This is a genomic window from Achromobacter sp. (assembly GCF_032102605.1).
In the GTDB taxonomy this organism is placed as follows: Bacteria; Pseudomonadota; Gammaproteobacteria; order Burkholderiales; family Burkholderiaceae_B; genus Achromobacter.
This window is the reverse complement of sequence record NZ_DAMDGT010000018.1, coordinates 66,837-88,264: the sequence shown is the minus strand read 5'-3', so window position 1 is coordinate 88,264 and position 21,428 is coordinate 66,837. Positions and strand designations below refer to the sequence as shown.

Annotated in this window: 23 protein-coding genes; 17 read left to right on the top strand and 6 right to left on the bottom strand. The window is 67.9% G+C overall.

The window, feature by feature from the left end:
* Positions 1 to 41 precede the first annotated feature (41 nt).
* From RT614_RS26350 to sctC, 16 genes are read left to right on the top strand one after another with little or no spacing between them, the layout of a single operon-like run.
* Complete coding sequence (locus tag RT614_RS26350) at positions 42 to 503, top strand: tetratricopeptide repeat protein (protein WP_313625261.1); 462 nt, start codon at positions 42 to 44, stop codon at positions 501 to 503.
* 3 nt (positions 504 to 506) lie between these two features.
* Positions 507 to 950, top strand: a complete 444-nt coding sequence (locus RT614_RS26345; RefSeq protein ID WP_313625259.1) for a tetratricopeptide repeat protein — start codon at positions 507 to 509, stop codon at positions 948 to 950.
* 46 nt (positions 951 to 996) lie between these two features.
* Positions 997 to 1,428 carry a type III secretion system inner rod subunit SctI gene (sctI, locus tag RT614_RS26340; protein ID WP_313625257.1) on the top strand — a complete coding sequence of 144 codons (432 nt, stop codon included), beginning with the start codon at positions 997 to 999 and terminating at the stop codon, positions 1,426 to 1,428.
* A complete protein-coding gene (gene sctJ / locus RT614_RS26335) occupies positions 1,428 to 2,276 on the top strand; it encodes a type III secretion system inner membrane ring lipoprotein SctJ (RefSeq protein ID WP_313625255.1) in 849 nt (282 codons plus the stop codon). Before sctI ends, sctJ begins: the two co-directional genes overlap by 1 nt.
* Positions 2,273 to 2,929 carry a SctK family type III secretion system sorting platform protein gene (locus tag RT614_RS26330; protein ID WP_313625253.1) on the top strand — a complete coding sequence of 219 codons (657 nt, stop codon included), beginning with the start codon at positions 2,273 to 2,275 and terminating at the stop codon, positions 2,927 to 2,929. Before sctJ ends, RT614_RS26330 begins: the two co-directional genes overlap by 4 nt.
* Positions 2,899 to 3,537, top strand: a complete 639-nt coding sequence (locus RT614_RS26325) for an HrpE/YscL family type III secretion apparatus protein (RefSeq protein ID WP_313625251.1) — start codon at positions 2,899 to 2,901, stop codon at positions 3,535 to 3,537. Before RT614_RS26330 ends, RT614_RS26325 begins: the two co-directional genes overlap by 31 nt.
* A gap of 2 nt (positions 3,538 to 3,539) precedes the next feature.
* Positions 3,540 to 4,871, top strand: coding sequence for a type III secretion system ATPase SctN (gene sctN, locus RT614_RS26320; protein ID WP_313625249.1), 1,332 nt, complete (start codon positions 3,540 to 3,542; stop codon positions 4,869 to 4,871).
* Positions 4,868 to 5,374 (top strand): type III secretion protein, encoded by a 507-nt coding sequence (locus RT614_RS26315; RefSeq protein WP_313625247.1) that lies wholly within the window; start codon positions 4,868 to 4,870, stop codon positions 5,372 to 5,374. Before sctN ends, RT614_RS26315 begins: the two co-directional genes overlap by 4 nt.
* Positions 5,371 to 5,922 (top strand): hypothetical protein, encoded by a 552-nt coding sequence (locus RT614_RS26310; RefSeq protein ID WP_313625245.1) that lies wholly within the window; start codon positions 5,371 to 5,373, stop codon positions 5,920 to 5,922. Before RT614_RS26315 ends, RT614_RS26310 begins: the two co-directional genes overlap by 4 nt.
* 16 nt (positions 5,923 to 5,938) lie before the next feature.
* On the top strand, positions 5,939 to 7,018 hold the full coding sequence (gene sctQ, locus RT614_RS26305; RefSeq protein WP_313625243.1) for a type III secretion system cytoplasmic ring protein SctQ: 1,080 nt from the start codon (positions 5,939 to 5,941) through the stop codon (positions 7,016 to 7,018).
* Complete coding sequence (locus RT614_RS26300; RefSeq protein ID WP_313625241.1) at positions 7,015 to 7,731, top strand: EscR/YscR/HrcR family type III secretion system export apparatus protein; 717 nt, start codon at positions 7,015 to 7,017, stop codon at positions 7,729 to 7,731. Before sctQ ends, RT614_RS26300 begins: the two co-directional genes overlap by 4 nt.
* A 7-nt stretch (positions 7,732 to 7,738) precedes the next feature.
* The gene (gene sctS / locus RT614_RS26295) at positions 7,739 to 8,005 is read left to right on the top strand and encodes a type III secretion system export apparatus subunit SctS (RefSeq protein ID WP_006392849.1); all 267 of its coding nucleotides are present in this window, start codon (positions 7,739 to 7,741) and stop codon (positions 8,003 to 8,005) included.
* Between the two features lie 14 nt (positions 8,006 to 8,019).
* Positions 8,020 to 8,820, top strand: coding sequence for a type III secretion system export apparatus subunit SctT (sctT, locus tag RT614_RS26290; RefSeq protein WP_313625240.1), 801 nt, complete (start codon positions 8,020 to 8,022; stop codon positions 8,818 to 8,820).
* Positions 8,817 to 9,875: a type III secretion system export apparatus subunit SctU gene (gene sctU, locus RT614_RS26285; protein ID WP_313625238.1), complete on the top strand. Its 1,059-nt coding sequence runs from the start codon at positions 8,817 to 8,819 to the stop codon at positions 9,873 to 9,875. The genes sctT and sctU overlap by 4 nt, the downstream gene beginning before the upstream one ends.
* Complete coding sequence (locus RT614_RS26280; protein ID WP_313625236.1) at positions 9,872 to 10,270, top strand: CesT family type III secretion system chaperone; 399 nt, start codon at positions 9,872 to 9,874, stop codon at positions 10,268 to 10,270. Before sctU ends, RT614_RS26280 begins: the two co-directional genes overlap by 4 nt.
* Positions 10,267 to 12,210, top strand: a complete 1,944-nt coding sequence (sctC, locus tag RT614_RS26275) for a type III secretion system outer membrane ring subunit SctC (RefSeq protein WP_409558523.1) — start codon at positions 10,267 to 10,269, stop codon at positions 12,208 to 12,210. Before RT614_RS26280 ends, sctC begins: the two co-directional genes overlap by 4 nt.
* Before the next feature lie 44 nt (positions 12,211 to 12,254).
* On the opposite strand, the gene RT614_RS26270 is transcribed toward sctC, so the two are convergent.
* The 4 genes from RT614_RS26270 to RT614_RS26255 form a co-directional block, all read right to left on the bottom strand.
* A complete protein-coding gene (locus RT614_RS26270; RefSeq protein ID WP_313625235.1) occupies positions 12,255 to 12,821 on the bottom strand; it encodes an RNA polymerase sigma factor in 567 nt (188 codons plus the stop codon).
* A 227-nt stretch (positions 12,822 to 13,048) separates the two neighbouring features.
* Entirely contained in the window at positions 13,049 to 13,621 is a 573-nt protein-coding gene (locus RT614_RS26265) for a hypothetical protein (RefSeq protein WP_313625233.1), read from the bottom strand.
* A gap of 206 nt (positions 13,622 to 13,827) precedes the next feature.
* Positions 13,828 to 15,003: an ABC transporter substrate-binding protein gene (locus RT614_RS26260; RefSeq protein WP_409558522.1), complete on the bottom strand. Its 1,176-nt coding sequence runs from the start codon at positions 15,001 to 15,003 to the stop codon at positions 13,828 to 13,830.
* Positions 15,000 to 17,003, bottom strand: a complete 2,004-nt coding sequence (locus RT614_RS26255) for a SpoIIE family protein phosphatase (protein WP_313625304.1) — start codon at positions 17,001 to 17,003, stop codon at positions 15,000 to 15,002. Before RT614_RS26255 ends, RT614_RS26260 begins: the two co-directional genes overlap by 4 nt.
* A gap of 109 nt (positions 17,004 to 17,112) precedes the next feature.
* On the opposite strand from RT614_RS26255, the gene RT614_RS26250 reads away from it, so the two are divergent.
* A complete protein-coding gene (locus RT614_RS26250; protein WP_313625232.1) occupies positions 17,113 to 19,581 on the top strand; it encodes an MFS transporter in 2,469 nt (822 codons plus the stop codon).
* Positions 19,582 to 19,638: 57 nt separating this feature from the next.
* On the opposite strand, the gene alr is transcribed toward RT614_RS26250, so the two are convergent.
* Both alr and RT614_RS26240 read right to left on the bottom strand, forming a co-directional pair.
* Positions 19,639 to 20,793: an alanine racemase gene (alr, locus tag RT614_RS26245; protein WP_313625231.1), complete on the bottom strand. Its 1,155-nt coding sequence runs from the start codon at positions 20,791 to 20,793 to the stop codon at positions 19,639 to 19,641.
* Between the two features lie 133 nt (positions 20,794 to 20,926).
* The gene (locus tag RT614_RS26240; RefSeq protein ID WP_313625229.1) at positions 20,927 to 21,358 is read right to left on the bottom strand and encodes an ATP-binding protein; all 432 of its coding nucleotides are present in this window, start codon (positions 21,356 to 21,358) and stop codon (positions 20,927 to 20,929) included.
* Positions 21,359 to 21,428 lie beyond the last annotated feature (70 nt).

The window sequence follows — 21,428 nt, the reverse complement described above, 5'->3', positions numbered from 1 at the left end:
GTTGCGCCGCCACGCAAACGAATATGCAGCAAGGATAGGAAATGGCCGATACCGCAATTGAACGCAGTGAGTTTGGCGAGGCGCTGTACCGCGGCATGGAAGCGCTGCCTTCCAGCCGCCGGCTTACGCCGGAGCAGCTGGAAGTGGTGTATGCGCTGGCCTACGCCCAGGTGGCGCAGGAACAGTACGCGCAGGCGCTGCCCCTGTTCGCCTTCCTGGCGCAGTACGGTCCGACCCGCAAGCACTACCTGGTGGGACTGGGCGTCTGCCTGCAAATGGTGGGCCGGGCCGACGAGGCCATCAGTATCTATTCGCTGGTCCTGACCCTCTATCCCGATTCCCTGCCCACCGCCCTGCGCGTGGCGGAATGCCATCTAGCGTTGCGCCAGTTGGACCAGGCGCGGCGCACGCTGGAACTGCTGTGCACGCCGGGCACGCCGGACGACGTGCGGCTGCGGGCAGGGGCCCTTTTGCAACTTTCTTCGCGCGAGGCCGCGTCATGAATCATGAACGATAGCCCTCGTACGCCGGCATCCGCCGGCGCGGCCCAAGCCGTCTCTCCGGAGACGGCTTTTGTGCTTGCGGCGGACGACGCCAAGCTGCTGACCGAGGTCGGCTTCCTGGCCGCCGGTGCGGGCGACGTGGCTCGCGCCGAAACCATATTCAAAGCGCTGCGGCGCCTGCGCCCCGCGGCGGCCTATCCGCTGATCGGCCTGGCGGTTGCATGGATGAACACCGCGCGCGCGCCCGACGCCGTGGCGCTGCTGGAATCGGCCGTCATGGCCGACCCGGCTGAGCGGGCGCTGCTCGACGCGTGGCGCGGCTTCGCGTTGCAGCTTGCGGGCCGCAACGGGGAAAGCCGACGCCTGCTTGAGTCCGTCGCAGGGGGCGAGGGCGATGGCGCCACGCTCGCGCGGGGCTTGCTGGGCCTGCCGCAGGAGGGCGCCTGATGCGCGCCGCTTGCCCTCGTCATTTTGATCTTTGGAGTTAGGGAACATGGAAATCGCCGCGCTTTCGGCCGCCTTGCCGCCCATACTGAACACGCCGGCCACGGCGCCCGCGCAACTGGCCACCGAACGCTTCAATGCCGTAATGAACGCGCCGGCCATCGACGAAGCCGCAATCGCCACGCCGGCGATGACCGGCTTGCAGGCCGCGCTGCAGACCGCATTCGCGCAGCCCGTGGACGCGGCGCCCCAGACGCTGGGCAACCAGATCCTGGGCAGCCTGCGCAGCACGACCACCGAGTACGCCGCAAAGTGGCAAGGCATTTCCGGCCGGCTGGACGCGATGGGCGGGCAGCCGAACGTGGCGGACATGATGCGCCTGCAGGCGGACCTGCTGCAGGTCTCGGTGAACTATGAAATGGTCAGCAAGGCCGTGTCGCGCACCACGCAGAACATCGATTCGCTAGTCAGGATGTCGTAATGCCATACGTTGCATGTCTTTCCTCCGGCGCGCCCGAGCGCGGGCCGGTATTCGCGCTGCTGGGGCGCCTGCGCTTCCTGGCGCTGGTTCTGCTGCTGGCGCTGGCGGCCTGCGGTTCGCGCGTCGAGCTGTTCTCCGCCGCCAACGAAAGCGAGGCCAACGAGGTGCTGTCGGTGCTGCTGGACGCGGGCATCTCGGCGCAGAAGGCCACCACCAAGACGGGCGTGGCGGTGTCGGTGGACAGCCAGCAGGTGGCGCGCGCGCTGGACATCCTGCGCGCGCGGGGCCTGCCGCGCGAGCGCTTCGACGGCATGGGGCAGATCTTCCGCAAGGAAGGCCTGGTGTCCTCGCCGATGGAAGAGCGCGCCCGCTACATCTACGCGCTGTCGCAGGAGCTAACCAATACGCTGTCGCAGATGGACGGCGTGCTGGCCGCTCGCGTTCACGTCGTGCTGCCCGAACGCGGCGGCGTGGGCGAGAACACGACGCCGTCGACCGCCGCCGTCTTCATCAAGCACCAGGCGGGCTACACCCTGGACGCGCTGCAGCCGCAGATCCGCAAGCTTGTCACCCACGCCATTCCCGGCCTGACCGAAGACCGGGTGTCCATCGCGCTGGTGTCCGCGCAGCCCTCGGCGGCGGGAGCGGGCGGCCCGGCCACGCGCCAGGTGATGGGCATCGAGGTCGTCGAAGGCTCGGCCAGCACGTTGACCGTGCTGCTGGGGGCGCTGGTGCTGCTGGTGCTGGCGCTGGCCGGAGCCATCGGCTTCCTGCTGTGGCGCTATGGCCGCCCCGTGGCGAGCGCGCCTGTCCGCCGCGAACCGGCCACCGAGGCGCGCGGCTCATGACGCTGGCGGCCAGCGCGCTGGATCGCCGGCTGGTTGCGTTCAACCTGCTGCCCAGCCGCACCTTGCATCCCAGCCGGCACGCCGCCTTTGCGGCGCCCGCCGTGCTGGAAGCGGTGGCGGGCGCGCCGCAGATGGCGGCGTCCTGGCATCGGCATTGGTCTCGCGACATCCTGCGTGCGCTGGGCCTGCTGGACCGTCCGGTGACGGACGCGCAGCGGCCGGAGCTGGCGCTGGCGCTGCTGTCGCCCGATGCGATGGCGCAGTGCGCGCGCCGCATGGGCGCGGCGTTGTGCGGACCGCGCCTGCGCCGCGCAATCGCCAGGGACGAGGTGCGGATGCTGATCGACAGCCTGGGCGCGGAACTGATGGACTTCACCCGCCGGTCCGCCGGCGTGCTGCACGACGGCATCGCGGAAACCGCGGCGTGGCCGATCGAACAGGCCGTGCAGGCCGTCGATGCGTTGGGCGTGGCCGCCTTGCGTGCCGCGTTGAGCGACGCAGGCCCTGAACTACGCCTGCGCGCCGAACTGAAACTGCCGGAGCTGCCCGCCCGGGAAGCTCCCGTGCCCGCCCTGGAAGCGCTGTCGCTCGGGCTGGCGATATTGAAGAACACGGATCCCCTATGGCATTCCTCATTCCCCGCGCTCCGCTGACGCCCCGGGCCCTGGCTGGGCGCACCGACCCCGGCGCGCGTGTGCTGCGCGCGGCCGACCAGGCCGCCTGGGCCGACGCCGAAGCGCTGCTGGCGCAGGCCCGCGAGCAGGCCGATGCGATCGTCAGCGGCGCACAGGCCGCGTTCGACGCCGAGAGCCGTCGCGGCTACGAAGAAGGCCGCGAGTCCGCCCTGCTGGACCAGGCCGAGAAAATGATCGAGACCGTCGGCCGCACGGTGGAGTACTTCGCCGGCGTCGAGAACGAAATGGTGGAACTGGTGATGGCCGCGGTTCGCAAGGTCGTCGACGGCTTTGACGACCGCGAGAAGGTCATGGTGGTGGTGCGCAACGCGCTGGCCGTGGTGCGCAACCAGAAGCAGATGACGCTTCGGCTGCATCCCGCCGAAGTCGACACCGTGCGCGAGCAGATCAACGACCTGCTGGCCGCCTATCCCGGCGTGGGCTACCTGGACATCCTGGCCGACGGCCGCCTGGCCCGGGGCGCCTGCATCCTGGAAAGCGAGATCGGCATGGTCGAGGCCAGCCTCGAAGGCCAGATCCAGGCGCTGCGGCAGGCTTTCCAGCGCACGCTGGGCAGCAGAGTCTGAGAATGCGTCAGTTCGACTACATCACCGAAATGATGGGCCTGGCGCTGCAGGATACGCCGACCCTGCGCATCAAGGGCCGCGTCACGCAGGTGATCGGCACGATCATCAAGGCCGTCGTCCCCACCGTGAAGGTGGGCGAGGTCTGCATTCTGCGCAATCCGGGCGAGAACTTCGAGATGAAGGGCGAAGTGGTGGGCTTTGCGCGCGACGCGGCGCTGCTCACGCCCATCGGCGACATGTACGGCATTTCGACGGCGACCGAAGTCATTCCGACCGGCCGCGCCCACATGGTGCCCGTCGGCCCCGGTCTGCTGGGCCGGGTGCTGGACGGGCTGGGCCGTCCGCTGGACGAGGCTGAGCTGGGTCCGCTGGAGGCCAGCAAGTTCTATCCGGTATTCGCCGAGGCGCCGGACCCCCTGAAGCGCCGCATCATTTCCAAGCCGCTCGAACTTGGCGTGCGCGCGCTGGACGGCGTGCTGACTTGCGGCGAAGGCCAGCGCATGGGCATCTTCGCGGCGGCCGGCGGCGGCAAGTCCACGTTGATGGGCATGCTGGTCAAGGGCGCCGACGTGGACGTGACCGTCGTCGCGCTGATCGGCGAGCGCGGCCGCGAAGTGCGGGAATTCCTGGAGCACGAACTGGGCCGCGAAGGCCGGCGCAAGAGCGTCATCGTCTGCGCCACCAGCGACAAGTCGTCGATGGAGCGTGCCAAGGCGGCGTACGTGGCCACTGCCATCGCCGAGTACTTCCGCGACCAGGGCAAGCGCGTGCTGTTCCTGATGGATTCGGTGACGCGCTTTGCCCGTGCCCAGCGCGAGATTGGCCTGGCGGCCGGCGAGCCGCCGACGCGCCGCGGCTATCCCCCGTCGGTGTTCGCCACGCTGCCCAAGCTGATGGAGCGGGCGGGCATGAACGAACACGGTTCGATCACGGCGCTGTATACGGTGCTGGTCGAAGGCGACGACATGACCGAGCCCATCGCCGACGAAACCCGCTCGATCCTGGACGGCCATATCGTGCTGTCGCGCAAGCTGGGCGCGGCCAATCACTATCCCGCCATCGACGTGCTGGCCTCCGCCAGCCGCGTGATGAACGCCGTCATTACGCCCGAGCACAAGCGCGCGGCGGGGCGGTTGCGCGAACTGATGGCCAAGTACCAGGAAGTCGAACTGCTGGTGAAGATCGGCGAATACAAACGCGGCGGCGACGCCGTGACAGACGAGGCCATCGACAAGATCGGCGCGATCAACGCCTTCCTGAAACAGCGCACCGACGAGCGCATGTCCTTGCCGGACGCGCTGGCCCGCATGACCGACATCGTGGGGGCTGGATGAACGTATTCGACGAACTGCTGGCCATCAAGCGCTTCCGCGAAGGGCAGGCCGAGATCGCCGTGTCGCGGCAGCGCATGCGCCACGCCGAGGCCGACGCGGCGCGCCAGGGCTCCGAAGACGCGTTGGCGTCCTACCGCGTGGAGGCCGAGCGGCGCGAGCGCGCCATGTATGGCGACCTGTGCAGCCGGGTGGTGCGCGTGCGCGACATCGAAGGCGTGCTGCAGGACGTGGCCGGGCTGCGCGAAGGCGAGCGCCAGCGCCAGCAGGCGCTGGAAGCCGCCGAACGGCAAGTGGAGCAGGAAGCGCAGGCGTTGGCCGCCAGCCGCCAGCAGCATCAACAGGCCGTGCGCCTGACGGGCAAGTTCGTGGAACTGGCGCGCATTCATCTGGACGAGCATCTGCAGGCGCTGGAACGCAAGGAAGACCTGGAAATGGAAGAGGCCGCATCCATCTCGCGCGACCGCGAGGACTGGGAGCAGCACGAGGAGTTCGAGCCGGCATGAGCATCGACCGACGCATCGGGCTGGAGACGGCCATATCGCAAGGCACCCGCAACGCCGCGCATTCGGACGGCCAGGCTGCCGGCCGTCAGGCGAGCGACGCCGACCGCCAGGCATTCGAGCAGGCCATGTCGCAGGGGGACGGCGACGCGCCGCCCGCGCCGCCCGCCGCCGCATCGCCGTTTTCGCTGTTCGGCGCCGGCGCGGCCGCGACCGCCGCGGGCGCGCCGGGCCAGTCCGAGGCGCTTGCCCAGGCCTTGAGCGAGACCGCCGAACAGCTGCTGGTGGCCGACGGCAGCCAGGGCCGTCGCCAGGTCCGCGTGGAACTGAAGGACGATGTGCTGCCGGGCGTCAGCGTGTCGGTCTATGAAGACGAAGGCCGCGTGGTGGCGGATTTCGTATGCGCCAACGAATCTTCGCGCGAGCGGCTTTGCGCCATGGCGCCCGAACTGGCTGCGCAGCTTGCCCACAGCCTGGGCAGGCCGGCGCGCGTGCGCGTAAGCACGGACGACCCGGAAGACCCCCGTCTGGCCGAGGCCGACGCCGGCTGACTTTTGACGATTTCCCATGACTGCCAGTACGCAATCCTCTTATTCATCCCTGCCGTTGCCGCGCCTGACCGCCAACGAGGCGAGGGCCCGGTCCTTGATAGCGCATCACGGCGCCGACCTGCGGGTGGTGCTGCCGCCGCAGCCGGACGACGACGCCCAGCCGGCGACATGGCGGCTGGGCTTTACGCCCGGTGTGCCGGCCGCCGTGCGCCAGACGGCCACGATGATGGCCGACCTGGAATGGGCCGGCGCCCGCCTGCGCGTGGGGCTGCCGCCTTCGGCGGCGCAGGGCTGGCTCGCCGCGCGCTTTCCGGACCTGGACCCGGGCGACGTGCCGCCCGCGCTGGCCGCGCTGGCCATCGAATCGCTGCTGGCCGAGGCGATGGCGGCGCTGAGCGCGTCGTCGCCCGGCGGCCCTGCTCGCGTCGTGGCGCTGGACGCCGGCGCATCGCCGCTGCCGCAGGCCTGGACGCTCACCGCACGCAACCCCGTCAACGGCGATACGGTCTACGCCAGCCTGGAAGCGGACGGGCTTGGGCTGATGCTGCTGGCCGGCCTGGTCAGCAGCGCGGCGCCGTCCGACAACGGCATCGCCGTGGACACGGTGCCGGTGCGCGTCGCCGCGCGGCTGGGCTGGACGGATCTGCCCGCCGCCGAACTGCGCGAACTGCAGGCGCGCGACACGATTTTCCTTGACCAGTACCTGGTCACGCCGGAAGGCGAACTGTGGCTCGCCGCCGGCGGGCAGGGGCTGCGCGTGCGGCCCGAACAATCCTCATACCTCGTTACCCATGGCTGGACTTCCCTTATGACCGAGACGCCTCAATCGCCCGCGGACGCCGAGGCCGGCGCGCAGACGCCTTTCGATATCGACGCCATCCCGGTGCGCCTGACGTTCGAGCTGGGCGAGCGCCACCTGACGCTGGGGGAACTGCGCCAGCTGCAGCCGGGCCAGAGTTTCGACCTGGAACGTCCGCTGGCCGACGGCCCGGTCATCGTGCGCGCCAACGGCGCGCTGCTTGGCACCGGTGAGCTGGTCGAGATCGACGGCAGGATCGGCGTGACGCTGCGCAGCGTGGGCAAGGCGGGCGCATGAGCAGCGGTATGGATCCGATCAGCCTGGCCGTCGTACTGGCGCTGCTGGCGCTGGTGCCCCTGGCCGCCGTGATGACGACGTCCTTTCTGAAGATTGCGGTGGTGCTGACGCTGGTGCGCAACGCGCTGGGCGTGCAGCAGGTGCCGCCCAACATGGCGCTGTACGGACTGGCGCTGATCCTGTCGGCCTATGTCATGGGGCCCGTGGTGATGCAGATCGGCGACGAGCTGCGCGCGCCGTCCGCGGCGGTGGCGCCGGGCGCCGTTGCGCCGGGCGCCGCCGCGCCGGGAAGCCCAGGCTTGAACGCGCCCGCGCCGGACAGGCTGGAAGGCATCCTGGATGCCGTGGCGCGCGGCGCCGAGCCCATGCGCGCCTTCATGATGAAGAACAGCCGGCCGGAGCAGCGCGACTTCTTCGTGCGCACCGCCCGCCAGCTCTGGGGCGAGCAGGCCGCCCGCAACCTGAAAGAAGACGACCTGCTGGTGCTGATACCGGCGTTCCTGGTGTCTGAGCTGACGGCCGCCTTCCAGATCGGCTTCCTGCTGTACCTGCCGTTCGTCATCATTGACCTCATCGTGTCCAACATCCTGCTGGCGATGGGGATGATGATGGTCTCCCCGGTCACGATTTCCATGCCCCTGAAGCTGTTCCTGTTCGTCATGGTCGACGGCTGGACGCGGCTGATCCAGGGCCTGGTGCTGTCATACGGCTGAGCGCGCAATGGGAACCGTCGACCTCGTCTCGTATATGACCCAGGCGCTGTACCTGGTGCTGTGGCTGTCCCTGCCGCCCATCGCCGTGGCGGCCATCGTGGGCACGCTGTTCTCGCTGTTCCAGGCGCTGACGCAGATCCAGGAGCAGACGCTGTCGTTCGCCGTCAAGCTGATCGCGGTGTTCGCCACGATCCTGCTGACGGCGCGCTGGCTCAGCGCCGAGCTCTACAACTTCACGATTTCCGTGTTCGACCTCTTCTACAAGATCCACTAGGGGCGGCGCATAAGATGATTTCCGGCATCACCTACGCTGAAGCAAAGGTTTTCCTGGGCACGCTGGCCATGACGCAGCCCCGGATCCTGGCGCTGTGCGCGATGCTGCCGCTGTTCAACCGGCAGCTCCTGCCGGGGATGCTGCGCTACGCGTTGGGCGCGGCGATCGGCATCGTGCTGGTGCCCGCCCTGGCGCCCCGTTACGCGGCGATGGATCTGGGCACGGTCGAGATCGCGCTGATCGTGGTCAAAGAGGTGTTCGTCGGCATGGTGATGGGCTTTCTGGTGGCCATCCCTTTCTGGATATTCGAGGCGGTCGGCTTCGTCGTGGACAACCAGCGTGGCGCCAGCCTGGGCGCCACCATCAACCCGGCTACCGGCAATGATTCCTCGCCCATGGGCATCCTGTTCAACCAGGCCTTCATGGTGTTCTTCCTGGTGGGCGGCGGTTTCACGCTGATGCTGACCATGCTGTACGACAGCTTCCGGCTGTGGGATCTGTGGGACTGGACGCCCACGCTGCGCAAGGAAAGCATTCCCCTGATGCTGGACCAGCTTGGCCGCTTCCTGCGCCTGACCTTGCTGTTCGCCGCGCCGGCGATCGTCGCGATGTTCCTGGCGGAAGTCGGGCTTGCGCTGGTGAGCCGGTTCGCGCCGCAGCTCCAGGTGTTTTTCCTGGCCATGCCGATCAAGAGCGCGCTTGCCCTGCTGGTGCTGGTGCTCTACATGAGCACGCTGTTCGAGTACGCCGCCGAGGCCACCGGCCAGATCGGGTCGGCCCTGCCGTTTCTGGACAACCAGTGGCGGGCGCCATGAGCGGCGAAAAGACAGAACAGCCAACCAGCAAAAAGCTGCGTGAGGCGCGGCAGAAGGGCGACGTCGCCCACAGCAAGGATTTCACCCAGACGCTGCTGGTGCTGTCGATGTTCGGTTACATGCTGGGCAACGCGCATGGCATCGTCGAATCGCTGGGCCGCCTGATCCTGATCCCGTCGACGCTGGTGGGCCTGCCGTTCGAGCAGGCGCTGCCGACCGCGCTGGATGCCGCGCTGCGCGAGGCGGTGGCGCTGGTGCTGCCGTTCGTGCTGATCGTGCTGATCGTCGGCATGTTCTCGGAGTTCCTGCAGGTTGGCGTGGTGCTCGCCTTCGAAAAGCTGAAGCCCTCGGCCAAGAAGCTCAACGTGATGGAGAACCTGAAGAACATTTTCTCCAAGAAAAATCTGGTGGAGCTTCTGAAATCCATCATCAAGATCGCGTTTCTCTCCGCATTGGTCACGCTGGTTGTGCGCGATGCTTTGCCCGAGCTGATGGCGGTGCCGCACAGCGGGCTGGCCGGCCTGGAAGCGGGCGTGGGCGGAATGATGCGCACGCTGGTGGTGAACATCGCGTTTGCCTACGTGGTGATCTCGCTGGCCGACTTCGTCTGGCAGCGCATGCAGTACCGCAAGGGACTGATGATGAGCAAGGAAGACATCAAACAGGAATTCAAGGAGATGGAGGGGGACCCCCACATCAAGCACAAGCGCAAGCATCTGCACCAGGAAATGGTCATGCACGGCGCGGTGGCCAGCGCGCGCAAGGCGTCGGTGGTGGTGACCAACCCCACCCACCTGGCGATCGCGATCTATTACGAGCCAGATGAAACGCCGTTGCCGATGGTGCTTGCCAAGGGCGAGGGCGCGCTTGCCGAACAGATGATGAAGGCCGCTCGCGAAGCGGGCGTGCCCGTCATGCAGAACATCCCGCTGGCGCGCGCCCTGATGGCCACCGCGCAAGCCGACCAGTACATCCCCAGCGAGCTGATCGAGCCCGTCGCCGAAGTGTTGCGGCTGGTGCGCAAGTTGGCCGCGAATCCGGAATCACAGCCATGACGCCAGTGCATCCTCTTATTTCCGCCTATGTGGGCCGCCACGGCCTGCCGTTGCCCACCCGTGCCGATGGCCGGTTCACCGTGGTGGTCGACGACAGGTTCCGCATCCACCTGCACCCCGCGCCGAACGGCTGGCTGGCCATGACGTCGCGGATTTGCGCGCTGCCCGAGCAAAGCGCGGCGCGCGACGATCTGGTGCGCGAGATCGGCAAGCTGGCGGCAGGAATGTTGAGCCGCCATGCGGCGGCGTGCGTGGTCGACCCGCAAGGGCGCACCCTGTGGCTGCAGCAGACATTAAGCCCGGACAGCAGCCCGCTGGCGCTGGACGAAGCGGTCGGCGCGTTCGCCAATGCCCTGTCCTTCTGGGCCGGCGCGGTGCGGCGGCTGGCAGCATGAAAAAACGTACCGGGACCTTTACCCGAGGAGATAGTGTGTTCAAGCGGATGATTCTGGCGACAGCCCTGTCGCTGGGGGTAAGCGGCGCAAGCGTGGCCGCCCCGAACTGGGCCAACGTGCCTTACAGCTACTACGCGCGCGACGAGAACCTGCAGTCGCTGCTGCGGGAGTTCGCGGGCGGGTTCAGCCTGTCGCTGCAGATGGGGTCCAACGTGGCTGGCGTCGTCAACGGCAAGTTCAATGCGAATTCGCCCACCGAATTCCTGGACCGGCTGGGCGGCGTGTACGGCTTCAACTGGTTCGTGTACGCCGGCACGCTGTTCGTCAGCCGCACCAACGACATGAAGACGCGTTCGGTCAGCGCAATGGGCAGCTCGATCAGCGCGCTGCGCCAGGCGTTGCAGCAACTGGGCATCCTGGACCCGCGTTTTGGGTGGGGCGAATTGCCGGACCAGGGCATCGCCCTGGTGTCGGGCCCGCCCGGGTACGTGGACCTGGTGGAGCGCACCGTCGCCGCGCTGCCCATGGGCGCGGGCGGGCAGCAGGTGGCCGTGTTCCGCTTGAAGCACGCGTCGGTCAACGACCGCACGATCAGCTACCGCGACCAGAAGGTCGTGACGCCCGGCCTGTCCACGGTGCTGCGCAACCTGATCACGGGCGGAGGCGGTGGCAACAACAACGAGACGCTGGCCGCCATCGCCGCGCCGCTGCGCGACAGCCCGCCATTGTTTCCGCAGGTCAATGGCGGTCCGGCCGCGGACAGCGCGCCCACGGTCGCGGCAGCCAACGGCGCGCCCGCGCCGGCGGGCAAACCGGGCTTGCGCCTGCGCGAGCCCACCGTGCAGGCCGATGCGCGCCTCAACGCCATCATCGTGCAGGACATCCCGGACCGCATTCCCATCTACCGCAGCCTTATCGAACAGCTCGATCTGCCGAGCACGCTGGTCGAGATCGAGGCGATGATCGTCGACGTGAACTCGGATCTGGTCAACGAACTGGGCGTGACCTGGGGCGCGCGCGCGGGCACCACGAGCTTCGGCTACGGCAACCTGGCGCTCGCGCCCAGCGGCGGCCTGCCCGTGGACAGCGCGGCCGGCCTGTCGCCGGGGACGATCGGCGTCAGCGTCGGGTCCAATCTGGTGGCGCGCCTGCGCGCGCTGCAGACCAACGGCCAGGCCAACATCCTGTCGCAGCCCTCGATCCTGACGGCCGACAACCTGGGCGCCATGATCGACCTGTCGGACACGTTCTACATCCAGACCCGTGGCGAACGGGTGGCCACGGTGACGCCCGTCACGGTGGGCACGTCGTTGCGCGTGACGCCGCGCCACATCGAATCGCGGGAAGGCGCGCGGGTCGAACTCACGGTGGACATCGAGGACGGCCGCATCCAGGAGGAGCGTCCCATCGACGGCCTGCCGACGGTGCGCAAGAGCAATATCAGCACGCTGGCCGTCGTGGGCAATGACCAGACGCTGCTGATCGGCGGCTACAACAGCAGCCAGGATTCGGAGCAGGTGGACAAGGTGCCGTTCCTGGGCGATATCCCGGGCCTGGGCATTTTCTTTTCGAACAAGTCCAAGACAGTGCAGCGCCGCGAGCGGCTGTTCCTTATCCGGCCCCGGGTCATCGCCGTCAATGGCGAGGTGGTGGCGCAGGCAGGAGGAAGCGCCGTGGCGCCGATGCTGGACGCCACCTGGGGCAGCGGCGCGGGCATGACGCCCGGCCAGTACCTGGACCTGGCGCAGGGCCAGCGCACGCGGGTGCTGTTCGGGCCGAACGTGGAAGGGCGCGGCAGCCTCAAGGGGCAGTTGCGCGTGTCCGAGTGGATGCAGGGGCCGACCGCCCAGCCGATGTTGCAGGGCAAATCCCAGGCCTCGCAAGGGCCGGTGGTGCAGGTTCAACCGGTGGCGGCGCCTGGGACGGGCCGGGCGCCATGAGGCAAAGGCCTGGACGTCGCTTTCTGGGGAGCCCGGAAGGGGGCCTAGTCGTCCAGGCGCAGGCCTTTTTCGGCCATCTTGTCGCGCAGCGCCGAACGCGCGCGCGACAAGCGGCTGCGCACCGTGCCGATGGGCACCGTCAGCAGCGCGGCGGCTTCTTCGTAGGAAATGTCGTCCAGTCCCACCATCAGCAGGATGTCGCGCATGTTTTCGGGCAGTTCGTCCAGCGACTCCTGGAGCAGCCGCATGGTCTGGTTCTGCTCCAGGACGCGATCGGGCGACAGGTCGGAAGACGCCTGGTCTTCCAGCACGCTGTCGCTGACGAAGTCATGGCGGCGTTCCGGCGCGCGGGACAGATGGTTGCGCACCAGGTTCAGCGCGATGCCGTAGAGCCAGGAAGATAGCTGGGACTCGCCGCGGAAACTGCGGAAGGAGCGGGCGGCCTCGACGAACGCCTGCTGGGCCAGGTCCTCGGCCTCGGTGGTGTTGCCGATGTGCTTGATGATGAAGCGCTGCAGGCGGTTCGAATGTTCGCGAACCAGGTCGCGCAGCAGGTACTCGTTGCTCGAATCCCAGCCCGCGCCGTCGCCGTCTGGGCGAAGGTGCGGCATATCCGCTTCCGGGGAAGCCGGCGTGCAATCGCTCGGATTGGTCATGGGGATTGGAGGGGAGCAGAAACGAGTTCTAAGCTACAAATTACTACTTGTGTGGCGAATTATCGCAGCTTAGCCCCGTCACAATATTTCGAAACTTGAAATATTGCGCTAAAAGTCCGGTTTTTCGACCTTGATATGTAAAAACAAGTAAATCGGCCGGGCGAAATTCCGAAGGGCGGAAACTAGCCGGCCTTGAGCAAGTCGCGCAACCAGCCAGCGGCGGTGGCCAACGACACGGGGCTCTGACCCGAGCGGGCCGCCTGGTCGAAGCGCGCCTGCATGGCGTCGTCCAGGGCGCTGCGGCGCGAGGCGTCCAGGCTTGCCGGCGCGATGTTGGCATCGCTGCAAGCCTGCTGGAATACGGGAGTGTTGCCGGCGGCGGAGGTGGCCAGCCGAGTCATGAAGTCCACGCCCGACATCGCGTGGCTGGACGTTTCCGCCATGTCGAGCGCGGCGGCGACCGTGCGGGCGGACAGGGGCTTGCCGGGGTTGGGGTCAAGGCCCAGTTCGCGAGAGACCGCGCTGGCGATTCCCTGGCCGTAGCTGTGGGCCAGCGCCTGCGCGAACATCGCGGTCGTGTCGACATCGGGAGCCACCCACGCCACGCTGCGGCCACTGGGCGTGGCGCCCGTGCCTAGCACTTGCAGCTTTTCGCCCGAAATCTCGACGTAGATGTCCTGGCCGCTTTCCGCCGCTTTGGCGAAGGCGTCCAGTGAGACGAATGGCGACGAAGGGGTAACCGATGAAATTGTCATGCAGCCAAGAAATCCGGCGTGTCCTGTATCGGGCCCGTGTGAGGTCTGGTAGCTCCTGGGCTTGAGTAACCAGGACGCTGCTTTAGTTCCACGAACATGATGCGTTCCCCATTTTATGCCAGACGACCCGCCGTTCGCTTTGGGGGCGCCATAGATACATGGGGTTACGTCAAACGTTACGGCCGCTGTTACTGGTGCGTGGGCGGCTATTGCGCTTCGTAAACCTCGTCGGCGGCTAGCAGGATATCGACCGGCGGATCGAACCCGATGACGCGCGCCGTCTCAAGGTTCAGGGCGATCTTGGCCGGGTCGATCCATACTTGCGACAGCTCGCGCGGCTTGGCCCCGTTGAAGATGCGCGCCATGGTTTCGGCGTAGAACAATCCTACGTAGGAATAGTCCGCCTGCGCAAGGCTCAGCAGCAGGCCGTGCTTGACCTCTTCGGATCCCAGCATCGAAAAGCTGGGCACACGCGCCTGGCGCAGGATCTCGGCGATGGTGTCGACGGAAGCCGGCGTGACGCCGCGATGCACGGTGACATAGACCGCGTCCACCTGCGGGGCAAGCTTGGCATAGCATTCGACCGCATTGCGCGTGGCGGCTTCGGCGGCGATGCCGTTGGACGGCGCGTTGCAGGTCAGGACTTCGAATCCCTGTTCGCGCGCCACCTGCTCCACGGCGTCGACCGCGCTGTAGGTGCGGCCCTCGGGGCTGTCTTCATAGACCAGGCCCAGGCGCTTGAAAGGCACGATTTCGTGGAAAAGGCGCACCTGCCGCTGGTAGCGCTCCGGCTGCACGCGCGCGTGCAGATTGTCCAGGCCGCTGTCCTGGGCGGAACGCGTGATGCGCGCGCCGACGGCGTCGCTGGTGGATCCCACGATCGTCGGCACCGGCGCGCCCATGCCGGCCATGTCCTGGCCGGCCCACGTGCCCATGGCGATGATGAGATCCAGGTCGTGCTTGTCCGTCAGCCGCTGCTTGATGGCCTCGCGCACGGCCGGGCGCCGGGCGGCGTCGAAATTGCCCGGCTGCCACCAGGCGTCGCGCACGAATTCCAGCGTGTCGCTGCGCGCGTTGTCGGCAAGGAACGTCCACATCTGCTGGCCGCTGAGCCCGTCCGGAATGGCGGGCACGGTGATCCAGCCCAGCTTCTGCAATCCGTCCACGGTCACGCGCAAGGTGCGCGGGTACTCGCTGTAGTCGCCGCTTTCGAAATAGCCGATACGCCATTTCTTGCCGTCGGGCCGGGGCGTGGGTTTGGTGGAGAAGACCTGCGCCGCGGCCGGCGCGGTCGGGGCAGGGGCTTCCGCCGCCTGCGCCATGCACGCGGCGGGCGCCAGCATGGCCGCGCACAGCATGAGGGTGGACAACGATTTCTTCATGGGCGGCGGATCACGATCAATGTGATGTCATCGGATTGTTCCGCGCCGTCGGCGAAGGCCTGGACGTCTTCGAGCAGACGCTTGGCCAGGTTGGCCGAGGGAACGGGAGGATTGGACAGCACGGCCAGGAGGCGGGGATCGCCATACTGGTCGCCCTTCGGATTGACGGCTTCGGTGATGCCGTCGGTGAAGCCGACCAGCATTTCACCGGGGGCAATGAACGCGGACAGGCTGCGGTACTGCAGGTCTTCCTGCACGCCGCAGGCCGGACCGCTGCGGCCTTCCAGCAGGCGCACCACGCCGTCCGCGCCCACCACCGCCGGCGGCAGATGGCCCGCATTGGCCCATTGCAGTTCGCCGGTGGCAAGGTCCAGCACGCCCAGCAGCAGCGTGACGAACATCATGTTGGGATTGTTTTCGGACAGGCGATTGTTGATCTTCTGCATCATCAACGCCGGGTCCGATTCGTCCTCGGCGGTGGCGCGGATCAGCGTGCGCGTCACCGCCATGAACAGCGCGGCGGGGACGCCCTTGTCCGAGACATCGCCGATCGCCAGGCACAGGCGGCCGTCAGCCAGCGTGAAGTAGTCGTAGAGATCGCCGCCCACTTCCTTGGCGGGCAGCATCACCGCGTTCAGGTCGACTTGCTCGCGGATCGCGCTGGACAGCGGCACGGGCAGCAGGCCCAGCTGGATGGCGCGGGCGATGTTGAGCTCGCTTTCGAAGCGTTCGCGCGCGGTGGTCTCGCGCATCAGCCGGGCCACGTTTTCGCGCAGCTTGTGATCCATGAACAGGAACGAGGACGCGAGCCGGCCGACTTCGTCCTTGTGGCGGGCAGGCAGCGCGGCGATGTTGGCCGGCACGCTGGACGCGGCGGTCAGGTCCTGTTCGGGCAGCAGACGCGCGTAACGCGTCAAGGTCTCGAGCGGGCGCACGATGCGGGCGGCCATCAGCCATGCGCAGATCAGCGCGACCAGCAACATGCCTACGAAGATCAAGGCCTGTCGGTTCAGCAGTTCACGCGCGGGGGCGGTCAGGTCGCTTTCCGGCACGGCGGCCACCAGCGTCCATCCCAGCGGCGCGAAGCGCGCGCTGTCGATGCGCCAGGGGCCGTCGCCGCCGTCGAACGACAGGCTCTGCAGATCACTGCCGCCTTTCTGGCCCGCAAGCAGGGCGCGCAGGGTGTCGCCTTGCGAACTTTTGGCGTCCAGCAGGCCGGCCTGCTTGTCCGGCAACGGCACGATCATCCTGCCGTCGTCCGACGCGATGAAGATGAAGCCCGATTGCGCCAATGTCAGCCGCGACAGCGTGCCGCGCACCGAGCTTTCCATCTGCTCGCGCCGCGTCTGCATCTGCTCGATGACGTCATGCGCGCTGTCGGTGATGGCGAACACCCAGTTCCACGGCCGGAAATAACCGAAATAGGCGTAGCGCGTTTCGCTGTCCTCGCGCTGCGCGGAGGGCGGCCAGCGATAGATGGCGAAGCCGTAGCCCGAGCTGCGGCTTTCTTCATAGAGCGCCTGGGCCAGCGGACGGTTCTTGAAGTCCGACACTTCCGACAGATCTCGGTCGATCATCTCGGGGTTGCCGCTGGCCAGCACCTGGAAGTCGGCGTCGTACACGAAGGCGTAGCGGCGGTCGTCGAGCTTGAGGCGGTTGATCCAGTTGCGCGCCATGCCCTTGGCCGCGCCCGGCGTCACGATGCCGCGCTCGGCCATGTCCGCGTAGGAATTGAGCGCGGCGGCCACCACGGTGCCCGTCTGCATGAGCTGACGGCGTCCGCTGCGAACGGTGGAGATCTTGTCCGTGAGCAGTGCGCCCCAGCGCGCCTCGGTGTCGCGCAGCACCAGTTCCATCACGTTGTTGACGGCGTGGCGCTCGCTGTTCATCACCGTGCGTGTCACGTTGCGCTGCGTGGTGAGCATGACGAACGCGGCTACCGCCACGAGTATCGCCACGACCAGTAAAAAAATCTTGCTACGCAGCGACCGGAACGGCATGGAGGCGGTGGTGGGCGGGGTGGGGGACGGTGTGAAAAAAGATGCAATTTGCATTAATTGTAAATACCATTGGTGCCCGTGTGTAAATACTTTGCGGTGCTTCGGTCCCATGCGTAGCGAACCCATTCAATTGGTGCTGGAAGGTTTGAAACGCCGCCCGGTGCTCGAAGTCACCTTGGCCTGCCTGGCCGTGCTGCTGCTGGCGCAGGCGCTCATCGGCGCACTGAGCCTGTCTGCGTTGAACCGGCTGGTGGTGGACACCACCGCCGATCGCGTGGAAGTCGTCGCCCGCCGCGTGGCGGGCAACATCGAAAACGGATTGCGGTTGGGCAAGCCGCTGGAGCAGTACTTCGGCCTGCGCGACACATTGCGCGACAGTGTGTCGGGGTCGCGCGATCTGCGCGGCGCGGCCGTGCTGCTGGCCGACGGCCAGACGCTGGCCTTGCAGGGCGATCTTCCCGATGGCGCCATCGCGCTTTCCAGGGCGCTGGACGCTGGCGGCGCGCGTGATCCGGCGGCCACGCGCCGCGCATCGGGGGCGCTGATGTCCGTGGGCGACGGCGCGGTGACCGTGGCGGTGCCGCTGGCCGGCGCGGACGGCAAGGTCGCAGGCGCGGTCGTGCTGTCGACGGCCAAGGACGCGGACGCGAGCAGCCGGCTGATCCTGGACAACCTGAAGGTGCTGCTGGCCGTGACCCTCGCGGTGGGCCTCGGTCTTGCCGCCGTTTTCAAATACCTGGTGCCGCTGACCTCGCTGGCCGCCGGCGGCCGCGCCCGCTTCGTGGTGCCTCTGCTGGCGCTGATGCTGGCCCAGGGCGTCTACGCGGCCTACACGATCTCCACGTTCCGCAGCGGCTGGGTCGACGTCACGCGCAACAACGTCGGCTTGTTGGCGGAAGGCCTGCAACGCGATCTGGACCGGGTCCTGGGATATGGGCTGACCCTGGACCGGTTGCGCGGTGTCGACGCGCCGTTCTCGCGGCTGGCCGCGACCTTCCCCGCGGTGGACCAGATCGAACTCGTCGACAGCAATGGCCGTGTGCTTGCACGCGCGGACGCAGGCGGGCCGCTCGATGTGGCCGGCCTGCCGGCCGCGCGTCCGCAGGCCGGAGACCTGACGCTGGTATTGCCGGTGGGCCAATCGCGCACCGATCCGCGCGCGCATGGTGACCTGGTGCTGCGCCTGTCGGGCGACGTCATCGCTGCCGGCGTGCGCAGCCGCGCGCTCGACGCCGTGACCGTGGTGGCCGTTGCGCTGGTGGCGGCCATCGAAATGCTGTTGCTGCTGGCCCTGCTGATGAATCGAGCGTTCGCGGCGCGCGCGGTGCTGCCCGATGGCACGCGCGTCGGCCCCGACGACGCCTCCGAAGTGGGCCGCATCGCGCGGCCGGTGATGTTCGGATTCCTGTTCGCGTGGGCCCTGCCGTTGGGGTTCCTGCCGCTGTACGCGCGCAGCCTTCCGTCCGGCGGGCTGGACCTGCCGGCCAATCTGCTGCTGGCGTTGCCCATCTCGGTTGAAATGGGCTGCGGCCTGCTGACATCGCTGCTGGCCGGGCGGCTGACCGATCGCAAGGGCTGGCAGGTGCCGGTGCTGGCCGGTCTGGGCGTGTCGTGCGCGGGCATGCTGGCCTGCGCGGCCGCCGGCAACCTGCTGATGTTCAGCGCGGCGCGCGGCCTGGTGGGCCTGGGCTATGGGCTGACCTGGATGGGGTTGCAGGGCTTCATCGTCACGCGCAGTCCGGCGGCCTATCGCGGCCGCAACATGACGGGCGTTATCGCGGGCCTCTTCGCCGGCCACCTGTCGGGCGCCGCGGTGGGCGCGATGCTGATGGAACAGGTGGGTTTCCGCGCCGTGTTCGGCGTGGGGGCTGCAATGCTGGCCCTGCCGCTGGCGGGCGTGCTGGTGCTGATGCGTCCGTACATGGAAGCCGGCCGCAAGCTCGCCGGCCAGGCGGCGGCGCGCGCTGGCGCCAGCCTGTCGGATACGCTGCGCCTGCTTTGCACGCGCGATTTTGGCCTGCTGCTGCTGGGCAGCGTCATTCCGTTTTCGATCGCGCAGGTGGGCCTCTTGTCCTTCGCGTTGCCGCTGTATCTGGAAGCCGAGGGCGTGGCCGCGTCCAGCATCGGCCGCGTATTGATGATCTACGGGTTGTGCGTGATCTACCTGGGCCCGTTGATGGGGCGCGTGGTGGACCGCAGCCGGATCAAGAAAAGCTGGATCGTGGTGGGCGGCGTGGTGGGCAGTCTGGGCATGCTGGGCCTGTATTTCAACAGCGGTCTGCTGGCTGCGGCGGCGGCGGTGCTTCTGCTGGCGCTGGCCAGCTGCTTCGCCGGCGCGTCGCAGTCCCCTTACATGCTTGCCTTGCCCGATGTGCAGCGCTACGGCGCAGCGGGCGCAACCAGCGTCATGCGCGCCGCGGACAAGCTGGGCCAGATGGCCGGGCCGCTGGTGGTGGGCGCGATGTTCGGCGCGGCGGGCATGAGCGCCGGACTGGCCGCGACCGGTGTCATCTATCTGTGCGCCACCGTCCTGTTCTTGCTGTTCGCGCCCGCGCGTCCGCGAGGCGAGGCCGGCTGAACGCGCGCCATCGCGCCTGAAGTCGACGCGTGCAGCGGCTTCAGGCGCGGGCGCCATTCAGCGCGCCGCGGCCGCGCCGGCCAGGTGTGCGGGAACGCGAGCGCTCAGGCTCGTCCACAGATCGGCCGCGATCGTGCCGGCCGACGCCGCGACTTCCTCCACCGCCAGGCCGTCGGCGCCCCACAATGTGACGGGCGCCCCGATCAAAGCGTGCGGAACGGGGCCCAGGTCCACGGCCATCATGTCCATGGACACGCGGCCCAGCAGGCGCGTGCGCACGCCGTCGACGAGCACCGGCGTGCCGGTAGGCGCGTGGCGCGGATAGCCGTCCGCATAGCCGCAGGTAACGATGCCGACGTCCATGATTTCCGGCGCCGAGAACGCCCCGCCATAGCCCACGCCCGCCCCGGCGGCCACCCGCTGTATGCCCACCACCTGCGAGTGCAGCGACATGGCGGGCCGCAGGCCCAGCTGCGCGGCGCTGGTGTCAGCAAAGGGGCTGGCGCCATACAAGGCCAGGCCGGGGCGCACCCATTGCGTGTCCGCGGCGCGCGCGCCATGCTTGAGCAGGGCTGCGGAATTGCTGGTGGAAACCGGGCCGGGCAGGCCCGCGATGGTGTCGCGGAAGACCTTGTCGGCGTCGCCCACGCCGTCGGGCTCGTCGGCGCGGGCGTAATGGTTCAAGTGGCCGACATCGCCGATCACGCCGCGCCGGCTCAGGGCGCGCGCGGCGTCGTAGGCGGCGCGATACGCGGTGGCCGAGAAACCGGTGTGATGGATGTCGCCGGCAAAGCGCAGCCATATCGCGGGCGGATGCGCCAGCGGCGCTTGCGCCAGCCAATCCAGTTGCGCGGCGTGCGTGATCACCAGATGCAGGTCGGGCGTATCCATCAACAGCGCATCGGCCGGCGAGTACAGGCCGCCGTAGACGAGGATCGGGCCTTCCCAGCCCAGGCGACGGCAGGCGCGCGCTTCGTCCAGATGCAACACGGCCAGTCCGTCCGCGCCACGCAGGGCAGAAAGGACGCGCGACACGCCATGACCATAAGCGTCGGCCTTCACCGTCGCCCACAGGCGGGGCGCGGCGGGGCCGGCGGGCAGCGCTGCGCGCAGCCGCGCCAGGTTGTGCGCCACGGCGTCCGGATGGATGCGGGCATGCAGCGGTCGGGCGGTCAGTCCTTCTGGACGATAGGGTGCATTCACGGGCGGCATCAGTACTCAAGCGGCGCGCAACTGGCGCGCCGTACAAGCATGAGTGACGGATGCCCGGATTTTGTTCGGTATTTTCTGCCTATGAAGCGGAAGGCATCGATAGGCTAGCCAATGAACCGCAAGAGGCGAGGGTTCAGCCGGCGCGCGCGATAAGGGTCAGGCAGTTGCGGCCATCGGTGCGCGCGTAGCGCAGGTCGTGCAGATAGTGCTGCATGAGACGCACGCCGTGTCCGCCGACTTCGGCTTCGTCCAGGCTGGCGGCCAATGGAGGCGGCGGCGTCTTGGTGGGATCGTAGGCGCGGCCGTTGTCGACAATGTCGAGAGAAATCAGATCGCTGTCCTGGCGGCAGGACAGCACGACGCAAGGCGGGTGGCCGGCTTGCGAGGGATCATCGAACGCATACGACACGATGTTGGTCAGCGCTTCGTCCAGGCTGAGCGACAGTCCGAAGTTCAGCTTGGGCGGCCACGCTTCGCGTTCGGCGATACCCTCCAGCCATTGCATGGCCGAGGCAACGGCGTTCTGGTCGGGAACGAGGTCAAGCGTATCGGGCTGAGAAGACATGAGTCGCCTAGCGTTCAGGGGTACACGTGAGGCGCAAGTATGCCCGATTGCACCGCGCCGCGAACAGGTC